The 16,486-nt window shown below is 40.8% G+C and carries 12 protein-coding genes and 1 pseudogene; 6 read left to right on the forward strand and 7 right to left on the reverse strand.

Features of this window, described 5'->3' with window-relative positions:
- Window positions 1-147 precede the first annotated feature (147 nt).
- The 3 genes from V7K25_RS26380 to V7K25_RS26390 all read right to left on the reverse strand — a co-directional run bounded on the left by V7K25_RS26380 (window position 148) and on the right by V7K25_RS26390 (window position 3,138).
- On the reverse strand, window positions 148-660 hold the full coding sequence (locus tag V7K25_RS26380; protein WP_335162097.1) for a hypothetical protein: 513 nt from the start codon (window positions 658-660) through the stop codon (window positions 148-150).
- A 292-nt stretch (window positions 661-952) separates the two neighbouring features.
- Window positions 953-2,314, reverse strand: a complete 1,362-nt coding sequence (locus V7K25_RS26385) for an O-antigen ligase family protein (RefSeq protein WP_335162099.1) — start codon at window positions 2,312-2,314, stop codon at window positions 953-955.
- Window positions 2,296-3,138, reverse strand: a complete 843-nt coding sequence (locus tag V7K25_RS26390) for a YaaW family protein (RefSeq protein ID WP_335162101.1) — start codon at window positions 3,136-3,138, stop codon at window positions 2,296-2,298. Before V7K25_RS26390 ends, V7K25_RS26385 begins: the two co-directional genes overlap by 19 nt.
- 144 nt (window positions 3,139-3,282) lie before the next feature.
- Here V7K25_RS26390 and V7K25_RS26395 point away from each other — a divergent pair, with 144 nt between their 5' ends.
- From V7K25_RS26395 to V7K25_RS26420, 6 genes and pseudogenes are all read left to right on the forward strand, one after another.
- Complete coding sequence (locus V7K25_RS26395) at window positions 3,283-4,347, forward strand: NAD(P)/FAD-dependent oxidoreductase (protein WP_335162103.1); 1,065 nt, start codon at window positions 3,283-3,285, stop codon at window positions 4,345-4,347.
- A 751-nt stretch (window positions 4,348-5,098) separates the two neighbouring features.
- Entirely contained in the window at window positions 5,099-5,977 is an 879-nt protein-coding gene (locus tag V7K25_RS26400) for an SIMPL domain-containing protein (RefSeq protein ID WP_335162105.1), read from the forward strand.
- Window positions 5,978-7,057: 1,080 nt separating this feature from the next.
- On the forward strand, window positions 7,058-7,978 hold the full coding sequence (locus tag V7K25_RS26405) for a bestrophin family protein (RefSeq protein ID WP_335162107.1): 921 nt from the start codon (window positions 7,058-7,060) through the stop codon (window positions 7,976-7,978).
- Between the two features lie 116 nt (window positions 7,979-8,094).
- Window positions 8,095-8,934, forward strand: a complete 840-nt coding sequence (locus V7K25_RS26410; protein ID WP_335162109.1) for an alpha/beta fold hydrolase — start codon at window positions 8,095-8,097, stop codon at window positions 8,932-8,934.
- A 174-nt stretch (window positions 8,935-9,108) separates the two neighbouring features.
- Entirely contained in the window at window positions 9,109-10,833 is a 1,725-nt protein-coding gene (locus V7K25_RS26415; RefSeq protein WP_335162111.1) for a serine/threonine protein kinase, read from the forward strand.
- 95 nt (window positions 10,834-10,928) lie between these two features.
- Window positions 10,929-11,202, forward strand: a pseudogene (locus tag V7K25_RS26420) (transposase); the annotation flags it as partial.
- A 264-nt stretch (window positions 11,203-11,466) separates the two neighbouring features.
- On the opposite strand, the gene V7K25_RS26425 reads toward V7K25_RS26420, so the two are convergent.
- From V7K25_RS26425 to V7K25_RS26440, 4 genes are all read right to left on the reverse strand, one after another.
- Window positions 11,467-12,255, reverse strand: coding sequence for an ABC transporter permease (locus V7K25_RS26425; protein ID WP_335162113.1), 789 nt, complete (start codon window positions 12,253-12,255; stop codon window positions 11,467-11,469).
- A gap of 72 nt (window positions 12,256-12,327) precedes the next feature.
- Entirely contained in the window at window positions 12,328-13,308 is a 981-nt protein-coding gene (locus V7K25_RS26430) for an ABC transporter ATP-binding protein (RefSeq protein WP_335162115.1), read from the reverse strand.
- Window positions 13,309-13,409: 101 nt separating this feature from the next.
- Complete coding sequence (locus V7K25_RS26435) at window positions 13,410-15,056, reverse strand: ABC1 kinase family protein (protein WP_335162116.1); 1,647 nt, start codon at window positions 15,054-15,056, stop codon at window positions 13,410-13,412.
- 201 nt (window positions 15,057-15,257) lie between these two features.
- The gene (locus V7K25_RS26440) at window positions 15,258-16,379 is read right to left on the reverse strand and encodes a mannose-1-phosphate guanylyltransferase (protein WP_335162118.1); all 1,122 of its coding nucleotides are present in this window, start codon (window positions 16,377-16,379) and stop codon (window positions 15,258-15,260) included.
- Window positions 16,380-16,486: the final 107 nt, after the last annotated feature.

The following is a 16,486-nucleotide window of genomic DNA, read 5'->3' on the forward strand; positions in this document are numbered from 1 at the left end:
CTGCTTAGTAGTGTAGATTTTCATCTCTGAAGTCTGTTTCTTTTCAACTCAGCATTGCTGAGTCTTTTCTTGTTGCCTAGTCTAAACTCCAGGAATAAAGCTGGGAAATGAATTGCTTAACCAACTTCCTCTGTCTCCCCAGTTTTTCTAGAATAGTATTAGCTCACCAGAGACAATATGGGAACTTTTAGATGCCTGCAATCTAGTTTGAACACTATCAATGATTGCTAGCCAATCGGCATCTCGGTTCCATTCAGAACGAATTCTGATTTTAGTCGCCGCGTCGTAGAGGTTACAAAAAACTACATTCTCTTTTCCAGCAATTGCAGCGATAATCAGGGGCTTGGAAAAGTCTTGGACAGATGATACAGCTAAAAGAAAAGTTTTAGCAAAGTTCGTTTCTATCCCAGTCCTAACAACATAAATTTCATCCGCTCTAACAACGATATCTAATTTAATGTTGTCCTTTTCTCTAAATTCTTTCGTCGTTAATTTAAGTTCGGATATATAGCCAGTTAGCCCTTTTTGTTGTACGGGAATAGTTTTATCATTATCGTAGTTATACCACAAATAAGATTCCCCGTTTAATTCTCCGCTTTTCACATACAAATAAATAGGTTCTGGCGGGTTGCAAAGACCTAATTTCATTTCAGTAACCATGTTTTACATTCCTTTATGAAAGGTTAAATTATTTCAAATATTTCGTCAAATCAACAGGTTTTAAAATTGTGTTGAGCTGAATAAAAACAATAAATATATATACAAAAGGGCATCTACAAGAGATGCCCGTCATGCAGGAAAAACCCAAAGGGTTGTCCCTACACCTTCCCAACAATCAGCAACAGTAACTAATTAGGTATTAGTTACACTCACAGACGTGAATATAGTAATCTTATTAACTTGAAACTCTAAATGTCCCCAGTGCATACACTGAAAATAAAATGATGGATATTTAAAGTTGCTGTTTATCATTTTCTGACTCATTTGGATGAAATGTAAGCCTATTATGTAGGTTGTAACGATATACGACTCCACAAATAGCAGCGAAAATTAACCATGAAAACGCATTCAAACGAAAATCGAATATGGTTATATCCACTGTATTCAATAGAACCCACCCAACAAAAGCCAGAAGATAACTGAATAAGATCAATCTGTCTTCTTTATTTATATATTTTGACTTTCGGAGTAATTGGATACCTCTAATTAAAATCCAAGCGAGTAAGCCAAAAAATAAAATAGCACAGGGAAAACCAGTTTCAGCAGATAACATCAAAAACAAGTTATGGGGATGACCCAAGCTAGTATGCATCTGCGCTTTGTAGAATGTACTAAAACTATGTAATCCCCAGCCAGTCCAAGGATGTTCCTGAGCTAAAGACCAGGCAAACTGCCACTGAGTTTTTCGCATTAAAGCGACTGGTCTATCTGGATACATGTCATCATTTAACCTTGCCCAAAAGAAGGTAGGAACGTACTGACGAAAAAATTGAGCGACTGGCGAAGGGGCAAAAGCTGCCAAAAGCACACTAGAGACAATCGCAGCAACGCCACCCACAAGAATACGCCAACCTTGGTAGAGTGCATAAGCTAAACAGGCAAAAATAGCGATCGCCCACCCATTACGCGAGTTAGTAAAAATTAAGGTGATGAAATTTGTAATCATCGCCACGGTTAGGAAGAGAAAGGGGAGATGGGGGGGAAATGACTGTTTATTTTTGATTCTTAGTTGCTGATAGTTTTCTATCCACAACCCTAAATTAAGAGTGAAAATTATCGCTAGATAAGCTCCGAAGGTGTTAGCGTGCAAGAAGAGTGAAGCGATGCGACCTGGCGGATTTCCTCCTGGTACGATTATCCAATTCAACACAACCCATAAAATCTCTAAATTCAAACTCCAGCCCAAAAATAACTGCCCCAAGCCGATAATTAGCAAGGGCATAGAACCGATTACCAAAACCCAAGCCATTTGCCGCAATTGGGTAAATGTTTGAATCAGGGCGCTATGGGCAACAAAAAGTAAAAAGAAGGGTAATAAATTAAATAAGCCGAGGAAAGCTAATGTCTTACCATTGGCAAACCCAGCACTGATGAGCAGCAAGATACTCAAAAGAGCAAATCCCCAGTTGAGGGGGCGGCGACTAATTTTGTGGGATTGTTTCAACCAAGTTATTAATGATACAAAACCGATAGTCACAGCCCCTACTAAAGGACTCAATGGGAAGATTAACAGTGCCCACAGAGAGTAGTTCCAAGCAGATTGCCAACGAGACTTAAAATAGTCAAAAACCTTGTTCAAGCTGGCTCCCAACATTCCTCACGAGTGAGGCGAATTTGAGCTAAGGTGAAAATAGTCGGGATGATCCGACCGTAGTTAGTGGCGATCGCTCTCCACCCTAAATCTGCAAAAAACCAAGTCCACATTATCGGCCCAATCACAGCAAACATAGTGCGGGCTGCCCCATAACGAGCCGCACTCATAGTCATACCCCGTCGAGCCATTTGCATACTTACATAGCTTTGAAATTGCGTTGCAGCTGCTTCTGAGCCTGTAATCGCCGCTTGTTTGGCTACTTCATAAGTAGCAAAGTGGATGGCAAATTGACGGGCAATTTGCTTAAGTACAAATGGCTGGAGCATGGAAGTAACAGCGATCGCACTACCGCCTTTGAAAAGTAACCCCAAGGGGTCACGTTGCAATAAAAGTGGTAGCGGTTCTTTTAGTTCTGATTTGACAAGCTGACGCTGCACCTGTACAGTCAATTTTTGCTTTTCCTGTTCAGGCAATTTTTTCCACACCTGTCCTAGCAGATGCAAAAATACTTCTGCTTCTAAATCAATGGTTGCCAGCTGATTAGAATAGGGAATTTTTAGATACTTACATACGTGAACTAACGCTTCTCGGTAAGTTACCTGGCCTGTGCGTCCCCGCAATACTGTCATCCCGTCTGCCGCCAAAAAGCGAAAGCGACCCTCTAGTGCATCTAGCCAAGCTTTACGGTCTTGGCTTTGTACTTCGATGGGTTCGGGTGTGTGTACATAGTCTAGGGGATTGAACTTACGACTAAATAGAATTGCCGTTAAATCTTGCAATTCTTCTTCGGTCGCTAACTCTAGCGCCGCCCTCATTTCATCCAATTTCCCTTCCTCCCTTCTATGCAGCTTTGTGTACCTTATTCTACTATTAGCTTTCAGCAGTCATTAGTAGTAATTTTGTCCTTTGATAATAACGAATAACTAATGACCAATAACTAATAACCACTGACTAGGGACTATTGACTTATGACTGATATTGCAGTGATTGGTGCCGGAATAGCCGGTTTAGTCTGCGCCCAGCAGTTAAGTCAAGCTGGATATTCTGTGCTAGTGGTGGAAAAGTCCCGTGGTTTGGGAGGAAGGTTGGCTACACGCCGCTTGCATGGAACTTGCGCGGATCATGGGGCTTGTTACCTGGAGCCAAAGGGTGAATTATTTAAACGTTTTGTGGAGATATTACAACTGCGCCATATCCTCGAGGTTTGGACAGAGGAGGTTTACGAACTCACAGTAGGCGTTCCTTTATCTGAACCCAAAAACCGCAGTCCGCGATATGTTGCACCTGGGGGAATGAGTGCGATCGCTAAATCCCTCGCCCCAGGTTTAGAAATATTACTGAATCAGCGTGTCATCGCTATTAACCCAACTCTTGAAAATAGTTGGCGTTTGACTCTCGAATCTAGCAACGAAGAATTAGTTGCAAAAGCTTTAGTCGTCGCCATTCCTGCACCCCAAGCTGTGGTGCTGTTGGAACCTTTGGGTGAAAGTGTATTAGATGCAATCTTTCTTGATAATTTGCGTTCTGTGGAATTTTACCCTTCAATTAGCGCGATCGCTGGATATTCTCCCACATCCCAACCCTTCCCTCAGTGGAAAGCTCTAACTTTTGTAGATGATGCTGATTTAGCATGGATTGGTTTTGACAGTAGCAAGCGTCCTAACCCTCAACAACCACATTTTGTGGTGCAAAGTAGTGCTGATTTCGCTCAACGCCATCTAGAATCCCAGGATTTACAACCTGTCGGACAGCTTATGTTGCAACGAGCAGCTAAATCTCTTTCCCTTCCTTGGCTGAATACACCCGAATGGATGCAAGTACATCGTTGGCGTTATGCCTTTCCTAGCCGTCCTTGGCATGAAGCTTTTTTGTCTACCGGAACTCCCTTACCTTTAGTTTGCTGTGGTGATTGGTGTGGCGGCAATTTTGCAGAAGGTGCGATGCTTTCTGGATTAGCTGCTGCTAATGAAATTAATAATCAGTTAGGTCATCTACCCTTAGATAATGTGAATTTTATAAACATTTTTGTCTGATACCTCCATCTGTCGCTAGACTGATTTTGCCGTCTAGCGAGTCGCTATTTTTCTGAGTTACTAAACCAACATGCAACAAATAAGTTTTTTGGATGAAACAGCAAATTTTGCCGTAATTATAAAAAGAGATGTAAATCAACAACAGAGCTTAACTTCATTAAAAACTTGTTCCTAATTCAAGTTATTTTTTTGGCGTTAATCTTGATCCCCTAGCCTTAATGCTGCATTTTATGTAGAGTTCTGCTAAAAGAGCAGAAATTTGAAATAATTAGGATTATAAATATAAAATGTCGCAAAGTTCCCAGCATATTGGACGCTGCTTTAATAAGTCATGCTGTAAAACAGCATAAATTTTAACTAAAGCCAGCGAAGCCAAAATATCCAATATTTGACCAAGATAAAAGGCTAGTTTCAGTGTCTATTGCATCTATCAGCAGCAACTACATTTACAGAATTTGATTCACCAAGGCATTTGTTTAATCGTTCAAGAAAAGTCAGATTGGATTAGCCATCGTGTTTGTGAAACAGTTCAACCAGCTTGTGAACCCTCTCACTGGTTTGGTTAACAAAAATCTTTAGTCATTAGTCATTTGTCCTTAGTCATTGGTATGAATGACTAATGACTTCGATTTCCCCACGGTTATGAAAACCAGCGAGCAGGAGCATGTTGGAAATACTTGCGATGTTTTCGTAGGCGTAGAATTAGTTAATATTTTTTAAGTATATTCCTCTTGAGGTGTAAACTTTGACAATGACTAGGTTCAAAGGATATTCCCAGGACATGAGAAAAATAACTACTCTAATGGTGGTAAGTATTACTGTGGCTGTCGGGGTGGGAGCATTAACGCCCAAAGTCACTAATGCCCAATTATTTTACCCACCAGCAAGCGATCGCCATTCATTAATGGTAATCGGTCAAGGGTTGGTGAGAGTGCCAGCAGATACAGCCGATATTGAATTGGTATTCAGTAGTGGAGGTAGCAATGATGAGTTAGAAACGAAACCATCATCTCTACCCCAAACCCGGCGTATATCCTCACCGACTCTACTTTTAAATTACAAAACAGCACCAGAATCTTTACCAAGCAAAAAATTAGTAACTAAAGCAATTCTTCAGCCTGTAGTTAATAGCCTAGTTGCCAAAGGGATTAGTGCTGATAAAATTCAAGTACAAATTAGCACAAATTCCAGTGAAAATAACGCCAAGATATTGGTGAGACTGGAAAAACCAACACGCGTTAGCGCAGCTCCTCCTTTGGAGGCTCGTGTCCAGGAAATTGTAGGTACAGCGAAGAAAGCAACAAGCGAAATTGAAAACCTTTCCGTCAAGAGTGTGGGCGTTGAGTACGCAGTCAATGACTGTCAGGCTTTGCAGAGTTCAGTTTACCAATCTGCAATGAAAGACGCTCAAAGCCGCGCTCAGGCTTTAGCAACTGCTATGGGTGCTAAACTTGGTACTCCTTCTGTAGCCGAACCATTTTATACATTATTATATCCCTCATGTAGTTCTAAAACTGGAATTCCTTTACCGTCATTTGCTAGTTTTTTATTATCACCGGCTTATAATCCAGATGCTCCAGCAGAAGTAGAGATGAAAAAGGATATTTTTGTGACATATACAACGAAATAATCGTTTATATTGGATGCGATCGCACTCTTAATATTGACTCAATCAAAGTGCGATCGCTTGATTATTTTGCCTTGCCCGTAAATACTCACTGGTATTAGTCAGTTGATAGAATATGAATAAGTTAGCTGGTTAAATCTAAAAAAATTAGGAATTCAGATGCAAATGTATGTCTGAAAATAGAGTGACTATGCAATAGAAGTAAAAGTAAAATCTCCAGTGGAGATTAGATTGGGAATAATTTTAAATTCTAATAATTAAAAAACTCCAGAAATATTTGTGGCAAATCTGGAGCCAGGAAAGATACGCATTTACCTATACCAAATTTTCACCGTAAGAGAATCCTACGTCATCAGGGTATACACTCAAATGTAGATAAAAGTCTATAAGGACAAACCACTGTGTTTCTCGTTTACCAACTTCTCTATCGGAAGTAACGCAAAACAGCCCCAGTTAATCTGAGGCTGTTTTGCGATAGTTGTTTGGCAGGAGGGGTACATCAATAACTGATGCCCCATATTTAGATATAGATAATTCAGCATACATTCCTATTCAGCCGTGTTTTGGTATATCCGGATGATTTGGAAAATTGCGTAGGCGCAGTCCGTCGTAGACATTGCTTATTTTCAAAAAGAAACTCCAGATGCCTTAAGCGCATCTGGAGTAGTAACAGGTTTCTAACATCAATCAATTTTGACCGATGCGATCGCCCGATGTCCTTAGGGTATATACTCAAATGTATTTATGTCTGTTCATCCGCAAATCGACGAGCAAATTACCTTCTTTTATACCTAAAATCTCAATACATATAAATAATTATACGTATAAAAGCTCGGTTTGGAGTTATGGCTCGATCCCGGAACCTATCGAATTTCTACTGTCAGTGCTTCTGGATACTTAGGTTTGTGTCAAACAAGCGAAATATCAAGGTAAGATACAGTTATTACCGCCAGGATATCCTGTGATGGCAACAGTATTTATTACAGTATCTTCTTTGCCAATTGTGCTATTACTATAGTTATTATTTTTAAAGTATCGATATTTTATCTATCGGTTTACTAAATATTTTCTTAGGGTGACTGCATGACAGCCGAAAAACTAACATGGCTACGCACAAAATTACAACTTAAAGGTTCGGTTATAAAAGCAATTTATAAACATATTTTATGGTGCGGAGCTTTCGGATTTTTTATTTCTATACTTCACCATTTTGATTTGCCTGTATCTCAACCTATTTTAGGAAGTGTTATCCCTAGTATCGTTTTAGGTTTGTTACTTGTATTCCGTACCAATACTGCTTATGAGCGATTTTGGGAAGGGAGAAAATGTTGGGGTTCTCTAGTAAATAACATCCGAAATCTGGCCCGGCAAATTTGGGTATCAATTGACGAAATTTCTCCAGAAGATAAAAAAAATAAAATTACAGCACTAAATTTATTGGTAGCTTTTGCTGTGACAACTAAATTACATTTGCGGGGAGAAGCAGTCAATAGCGAGTTAGAGGATTTAATGCCATCTAGTAAGTATATAAAACTGAAGATTATGAATAATCCCCCCATAGAAGTTGCCTTTTGGATAGGAGATTATTTACAGGAGCAGTATCATCGCAATTGCCTTAATAGCTACCAGTTAACATCTATGCAAGAATTATTGAATAATCTTGTGGATAATTTAGGTGCTTGCGAACGTATTTTAAAAACACCTATGCCATTAGCTTATTCCATTCATCTAAAGCAATTATTGTTACTATATTGTTTCCTGTTTCCATTTCAAATAGTGGAGAGTCTGGGTTGGTGGACAGGTTTGATTGCTGCTTTCGTTGGTTTTACAGTATTTGGTATTGAAGCCATTGGCTTGGAGATAGAAAACCCCTTTGGTTACGACCCTAATGACTTACCTCTAGATGCGATTTGCGAGACAATGAAACGCAATATTGATGATTTAATTACTCTAACTCCAAATGCGCGATCGCATCCAGGTAATTTGACTTATGAGAAAAGTTGAGATTGGGGAATAACTTACAAGGCTTTGTTATCGCTGTCAAGTCGCATCTTTTTGCGTCCATCTTCTTTCGCAGTAATATATAAACGCGAAACTATCTCTTCATTGGTGGATGTGCAATGATTCCTGTACGTCAAACTTTATCAAAGCCTGATATCCAACTTTCTTACTTAGAGTGGAACCAAGGGCAAGAACCCTTACTGCTGTTACACGGCTTAGGCGACCATGCTATAGTGTGGTCTAGTTTAGGAGATTACCTAGCGGCAGACTACCACATAGTTGCACCAGATATGCGTGGACACGGACAAAGTAGTAAGCCTGAGAGAGATTATAGCTTTGAAAGTGCGATCGCAGACCTCGAAGCACTAATGGATCATCTCGGATGGACATCTGCCCATATTGTCAGCCACTCGTGGACAGGCAAATTAGCCGCCATCTGGGCAAGGCAAAACCCAGAGCGTTTGCAGAGTATAATTCTAGTCGATCCAATTTTCATCTGGAAAATGCCCAGCCTTTTCAGGGTAACTTTTCCCATGCTGTATCGCTTCTTGCCTTTTCTCAAAAGCATGGGCCCCTTTGCCAGTTATGAAGAAGCCCAACAACAAACACAGCAGTTAAAGCAATATCAAGGATGGAGTTCGCTACAGCAGCAAGTCTTCCAAGCAGGAATAGAACAAAAACTCGATGGTAGTTGGGGCAGCAAATTTACCATAGCTGCCCGCGACGGCATTTTTGAAGCAGTAATGCAAGTGCCTGGTTTTACAATTCCCCTTGACACCCATGCCATGTTCGTCCAGCCAGAACAAGGATTGAACCGCCAAAATTGGCAAATCGAACCATACAAAACCTATCTTAAAAACTTACGCATCTGTCAAGTTCCTGGCAACCATTGGCCGTTTTTGACACAACCAGAGGCATTTAACCAAACTGTAGCAGCTTTCTTGGCAGAACACAGATAGAAAATCAATTATTGGACGGGATTTTAATACAGCAACAGAAGAATTAATAGGAGGGATGTCTAGCGAGATTGGGCATTGGGCATTGGTTATTCCCTCATCTCCCTCATCTCCCTCATCTCCCTCATCTCCCTCATCTCCCTTATCTCTCCATTCCCCACTCCCCACTCCCCACTCATGAGCCTTTGTATCAATCCCGTTTGCCCTAAACCAAACCACCCGGATAATCATCAAAATCGCTTTTGTCAAAGTTGTGGTTCCCATTTGGAATTGCTAGGGCGTTATCGGGTGACAAGCCTGTTGAGTAACAAAACAGGGGTTAGTAAAGTTTATGAAGCTTATGAAAAAGATACCCCTAAAATTCTCAAGATACTCAAAGAGGATTTATCTGACGACGCCAAAACAGTAGAACTATTTCAGCAAGAAGTAACCGTATTAGGACAACTCAAACATCCCGGCATTCCCAAAGAGGATAGTTACTTCCAATATCAAACCCGAAATGGTTTAGTGTTGCATTGCATTGCAATGGAAAAAATAGATGGGTACAACTTAGAACAATGGTTAAAGCAGCAGCAGAATTATCCTATTTCGCAGGAACAAGCTATAGCCTGGTTAAAACAATTGGTAAAAATTTTAGATTTAGTGCATGGTAAACAGTACCTACATCGAGATATTAAGCCATCTAATATCATGATTCGATCCCCCCTTGGGAAGGGCTGGGGGGATTTGGTACTAATTGATTTTGGCACTGCCACTGAAATTAATAGAAACTATCCAGACAAACTCAACAACCGCAACGGGATGACAGCACTTATGTCATCTGGCTACAGCGCTCCAGAACAAATGAATGCTCAAGCAGTACCGCAATCGGATTTCTTTGCCTTAGGGCGCACATTTGTATTTTTACTCACAGGATACCATCCTTTAGATATGTATGATATGCAGCAAAATTTATTGCACTGGCAAAATCATACTATCCATATCTCACCCTTACTATTGAATTTAATTGATTGGCTCACAGCACTGGATATAGAAAAGCGCCCTGCTAATGGCCAAGAGATTTTACAACGCCTAGAAGAAATTGAAACTCAACTAATAGAAACAACTGCTGAAAATATTAATTTAGCAGGAGATTATAAAATTAAGCAATTGCCAGCACCAATTACGAAAACTTCCTTTTCTCCCCAAAAACAGCCAGAAGAAGTACCACTACTTAAATTTTTTGCAGCGCTGCTAGTGATATTAGGATTAATTAGTATAGTGGCTTTAGCAACGCGGACATCAAAGTTTTCTGTAAGGCAAAATTATGGGCAATCCCCCGAAAAAAAAGGTAATATTGATTATTTTCCTTATAAAGAAGGTAGGGATAGTCATGGGAAGGTAGCTGAATTTAATATAGCTGTTTTATCAGTAGAATATAAATGGCTTTTAGGTAGTAATTTTCAAATTAAATATAATGACGAAATTATTAGTCTTAACCTTTTAGATTTAAACTTAGAACAAGAACGTATACAGAATATAATGCAAGACCCTAGTGAGATTATCTCTGTAGGTACAGTTTCTTGTAAAGGTAATATAGAAGTTCAACAGCGAATGGCTTTAGAACGTTCCAAACAAATACAAATTCTCGTAAAAAAATTATTTATTAATACACCAAGCATCAAAGGTTATCGTTTATTAAATTTGGGGCAATTTCAACGGAGTGATTGTCAGGCAAATCAGGATTTAACTAAATATCAGAGAAGTATTATAATCATTGGTGTTAAAAAATTATCACCAGGTGTAATTCTTGATGAAGCATTACGGAATAGGTTAGAAAAGAAGCCTTTCGCTGATTTTAAGTTAGAAGATTATTCTTTGGGGACGGCAGAAAAGTTTAAGACAATACCGAGTAATTTATAAAATCTCTAGCAAAATACATCAGTGTATAGGCGTAACCCATAGTAGATATCGCCATTTTAGCCATATAACTACAACTATGCTCATCTACATCCCTTATGGCTAAAGCAACAGATATTAGCACCAAGCGATTAATAACCCTCGCACCCGAAAATTGGGTAAAATGGGTAACGAAAATTCCTGATATTGTATGCGGAGAAATTATCAACTCAGAATTCCAGTGGATTAGCCGTGAGAGTTGATGTCTTAGTCCGCGCTACCAGTCCCCAATATGGCGAATTTATCGTACTCAACGAGTTACAATTACGCTACAAACCTGAAATGCCCAAACGGATGCGGGCTTATGCAGCACTAGCTGAAGAAAAGTACAATTTTTTCAGATTTAGAGCAACTAGAGGTAATTAAACGAAGATTTAAAACGCTAAATACTTTAGACGAATTGCGTGGACTTATCAGTAGTATTCAAACTTCCTTAACTTAGTACATGATTTTATAAATTTGTAGCGAAAAAATTACCACATATGAAACCTTTGCGTACCCTCTGCATTTCATTACCCTCAATTCTGCACGGTTTGACGCAAAGCTGTACTTAGCCAAATCATTGGATGGGATTTTTTTAATTAAATGTTAAATTATTTAAGCTCCCATCCCAGAGTACCGTTTTAAACCTGCACGCCAAAGAAAGCGATTCGCACCCAAAAACACTAATATCCATCCCAGCATTGACCCAAATCCTCGCCCTATATCCACGGGTAGCCCTACTAAAAGACTCGCAGGAAAATTAATCAAATAGGGAAAAGGCGTAAACATCACTATTTTCTGCACAGGTTCTGGAAAGACCTCTAAAGGTGCTATCAAACCAGATAAAAATAGATAAAACAACAACCAAAAATTTTCTAAAGCGCTAGCCCGTTCTGTCCAAAAGGCGAACATGGCAAAGGTGTACTGAATCGTAAACCGCAAAGTAAAAGCTAGCACCACCGCCAATGTAAATAGCAAAAATCTACTCAAACTTGGTAACCAAAAAGCTTGGGGATAAAGAATAAAAAATAATCCCACTAATAGAAAAGCAAACGTTAGCCGAGCAAATCTTTCAGAAACATGACGTGCAACATGATGCCATACTGGGTCGAGTGGTTGCAGCAACTTGGGCGAAAGCTTGCCTTCCACTACCTCTGTTTCAAAGTCCCAAATTACCCAGACAACTGTTAATTGCCTAACGACGAAAACTGTGATGAAGTAACGAGCAAAATCTACAGGTGATAGCCCAAACTGCCCGCCTTGTGCTGCCTGTATCCAGATACCCATAAGGATAATCGGCAAAGACCCAGCCAAAACCCATAAGATTAGTTCTGCTCGATACTCAACCATATAGGCGTAATATACTGACAGCAAAGTTAAGGCTTTTCTGATTATCCGCTTCATTTATTCACTTACCGCTACAAAAATTACCCAGAATTCTTCACTCTTGTAAAGACGCGATTAATCGCGTCTCTATTACACTACACCTGCCTGAAAAACTCGTCCAATTACTTCCTCTACAGGCGGCTCGGTAACTGTTAAATCAATTACCTCCAAATCCGTCAAAATCTTAGAAACGGTGCGGGTAAGCGCCTCTCTAGATACCATAAAATGCACCGATCGCCCTTCTAAGAGTTGCACATCACCATAGGTCATAAGTTTTTCTATGGGTAGAGGTTGGGCTAACTCTATATGAACTTCCCGGTATGGGGCAAAACGTTCTAGTAGTCCATCTAAACTACCGTCATACATCAGCCTTCCCTGGTGAATCAACAGCACTCGTTGACACAAAGCTGTGATATCAGCCATATAATGACTTGTCAACAGCACTGTAGCTTGATAACGCTGATTGTAATCGCGCAAAAAATCGCGCACTGCCACCTGAGCATTTATATCTAGTCCCAGCGTTGGTTCATCTAGGAATAATACGTGGGGACGGTGCAAAAGTGCTGCTAGCAATTCTGCCTTCATTCGTTCACCCAAAGATAGCTTCCGTACTGCTTGGGTAAGTTTGCCTTCTAGCGAAAGCATCTCTGTTAGTTCTCCCACCCGCCGTTGAAACTCTTTATCAGAGATGTTGTATACAGCAGCATTAATTTTCAAAGAATCCAGCGCTGGTAAGTCCCAAAGTAACTGCTGCTTTTGCCCCATTACCAAAGTAATTTTTTGCAAAAATGCTTCTTTGCGATGAAACGGAATTTGTCCAGCAACTTTGACTGTACCGCTAGAGGGATGAATCAGCCCCGTGAGCATTTTAAGTGTGGTAGTTTTACCAGCACCATTTGGGCCCAAAAAACCCACTACTTCACCAGGGGCAATTTCAAAGGAAACATCCTGAACTGCTTTAATTGAGCGGTAGGTGCGGCGAAAAAAGTGGTTGATTGTACCTTTAATACCCGGACTTTTAACTGCCACGGGATAAGATTTACTCAGATTTTCAGCAACGATAATTGACATATTTTTTATATTAGAAATTAAATTTTAGACTTCGGCATGAGCGCTCAGTGGAAGGCTTTTTCCTTCAATCCAAAATCCAAAATTCAAAATCTAAAATGGTTTTACCGTAAACGTCCCGATCGCAATGTACTAATAATTAACCACAAACCTAATAAACTAGCGACTGCAAACAGGGTGGTGCTTAAAAAAGATAACTGTGTTGTCTGCGCTCTGGTGGAAATAATTGCTGCACCCATAATCAGCGAACCCACTAATATACTAAAAGATAGTCGGTTAGCTGCATCGTCCATAGTGCGCCGCACACCATCTAACCCCCGCAGCGATAAATTCCACTGTAAGGTTTCCGAAGTAACTCGGTCTAATAACAGTTCTATTTGGCGGGGAGATTGGAGAGACAGACTTTTAATATCTAAGGCTGTCCGTAATAGCGATCGCACTGGATTATCGCCCAGTAATTGCCGACGAAACAAGTCTGTAATTAATGGTTTAACTTCATCAAAAAAGTTAAGCTCCGGGTTAAATGTCCGCGCTACACCCTCTAAATTCGCTAGGGTTTTCGCATACAAGCCCATATTACTAGGTAATCTAATTTTATTGTTGCGGGCAACTTGTAAAACTTCATAAATTATCTGACTAAAGTTGATTTGCGTTAGGCTGACATTGTGATATTTTCGCAACATGCGATCGTAATCATTTTCTAACCGCGACAAAATTACTGGTTGAGCAGAATCTGAAAGTTGTAAAGTTAATTGAGCGCATCTTTGAGCATCTAAATCAACGATCGCTAACAACATCTCTGTTAATATCTGCTGTGTACGAGGATCAAGTCTTCCCACCATGCCACAGTCTAAGAGGGCAACACGACTATCTTTGAGATAAAACAAGTTTCCTGGGTGGGGATCAGCGTGAAAAAAGCCATCAATATATAGTTGCTGGAAAAATACCCGAAATAACAAAGTAGTTATTTCTTTACGCTTGAGAGCAGGGTCTTTAACGTTGGGGTCATTATCCAAATCCGCCGCCAGAAATGGCACTCCATCCAACCATTGCATCACCAGTAATTTTTCTGTGGTCAATTCCCAGTTAATTTCCGCAACCACTATTTGCGTGGGGTCATACCAGCGACTTTTAGATAAGTTGCGCCGTAGTTGGTCTGTAAAACCCGCTTCCCGTGTAAAATCTAACTCGGCTTCTAGAGCTTTAGTAAATTCTTCGGCGATGGATTTGATTTCATAGGTTTGCCCAAACTCAGTCCGCGCCACTAAATCGGCAATACCTTGAATTAAAGCAATATCTTGGGCAATGGTCAGATCAATTCCCGGACGTTGCACTTTCAGAGCAACTTCTCGACCATCTATTAATGTAGCTCGATGTGTCTGAGCAATTGATCCGGCTGCTACTGGAATCGGGTTAACTGTGCTGAAGGTTTCTGCTAGTGGAAGTTTTAATTCTTTACGGAGGATTATTTCTATTTCTGACCAAGGAACTGGCGGTACTTCGTCTTGTAAAGTTGATAGTTCCTCAATGTAGGAGGCGCTGAGTAAATCTGGACGGGTAGAAAGTAGCTGACCAAGTTTAACGTAAACTGGCCCCAAGTCTACCAAAATATTTTTTAAAACCGCAGGTGTAGGTAGCTGGGGTTCATCAGCTTTGCCACCAGTAAGTAACCTTCGCATATAGTCCCAGCCATTGCGAAGGAATACTTCAAGAATTTCTCGTTGACGGGGAACAGTTTGGGTGAGGAACATTTTTGAGAGTGGGGAGTGGGGAGTGGGGAATGGGCAGGGGGAGCAAGGGGGCAGGGGAAGCAATGGGGAGAATAAAAAATTACCTCTTTCCCCTCTGCTCCCTGCTCCCTGCCCCTCTGCCTCTTTTCAATGCTCTGCTTTTCGACAGTCAAGTTATAATGGGAAAATAGGCTTTTTCGCCTCTACCAAGGGTTTTAACTTTTATAGCAGATCGGTAAATCGGGAATCGCTTTGGAGAATTTTGAGGATCTGCTTGATTTCCTGGGTACGTTCTTTTTTAACAACGAGGGTGACATTGCGATCGCGCACAATCACCACGTCCTCTAAACCAATTGTAACAACTACATCCTCTGGATTTGAGGCGTAAATAATCGCCCCCTGCGTATCTAGCCCTACGTGCGTAGCCAATTCTACATTGGGAGTCTCCTCCGTTTTGAGTAAGCGTTCGATCGCATTCCAATCTCCTAAATCATCCCAACCAAAATCAACTGGCAAAACGTATGCTAGAGTTGTCTTTTCCATTAGCGCATAGTCTATACTCTTCTTAGGCAACTGGGGATAGATATCAGGGCCATGTTGTTCTAAAGGTTCGATAATTTCTGGTGCATGGGTATGTAGTTCCTTGAGAACAACCCCTGCCCGAAAAACGAACATTCCACTATTCCAGCTAAAGCGTCCCGTAGATAAAAAAGTTTCTGCCGTTTCCCGGTTGGGCTTTTCAGTAAAGCGGTTGACGTGATAAGCTGGCAACTCATTAAAGCTACCTATTTTTTCACCTTGTTCAATGTAACCGTAACCGGTTGATGGAAAAGTAGGCTTGATCCCCAGTGTAACGATCGCTGCTGTGCTTGCTGCTAGTTGCGTAGCCGCGCTTAATGTGTGTGCAAACGCCTCTTGATCGGCAATCCAGTGGTCAGCAGGGAAAAAGCCAATAACAGCGTCTTCTCCATAGCGCTGTTTGATTTCTAAACTTGTCCAAGCAACGGCTGCGGCGGTGTCTCTTCCTTCCGACTCAATCAATAAATTCTGAGATGGTAGATCAGGTAATTGTTGTCTTACCCCTTCAGCTATCTGATTAGAAGTAATTACCCACAAGGAATCCCACCCCCTTGGGGTTCGCCAGTCGCCTGTGGAGGGAAACCCTCCCGCAGCGCTGGACTCACCGCCACCGAGTTTAATCAATCGATCGGCGGTTGCTTGTAATAAACTTCTAGAGCTACCATCAAGACTTAAAAATTGCTTGGGTCGATCTTTGCGACTCAGAGGCCAAAAACGTTCACCTTTACCACCAGCAAGGATTACGGGGAACAATAAAGTATTCATGTTGTCATACAGGCTTACCGAAGAACATTACAAGTTTACAGTGAGCTTTTCCACTGGCAATATTTGTAGCTTGGATTAACATACTTTTAGGGAGTGGTTGAGTGGGG

The organism is Nostoc sp. (assembly GCF_036919495.1).
Classification (GTDB): Bacteria; Cyanobacteriota; Cyanobacteriia; order Cyanobacteriales; family Nostocaceae; genus Nostoc.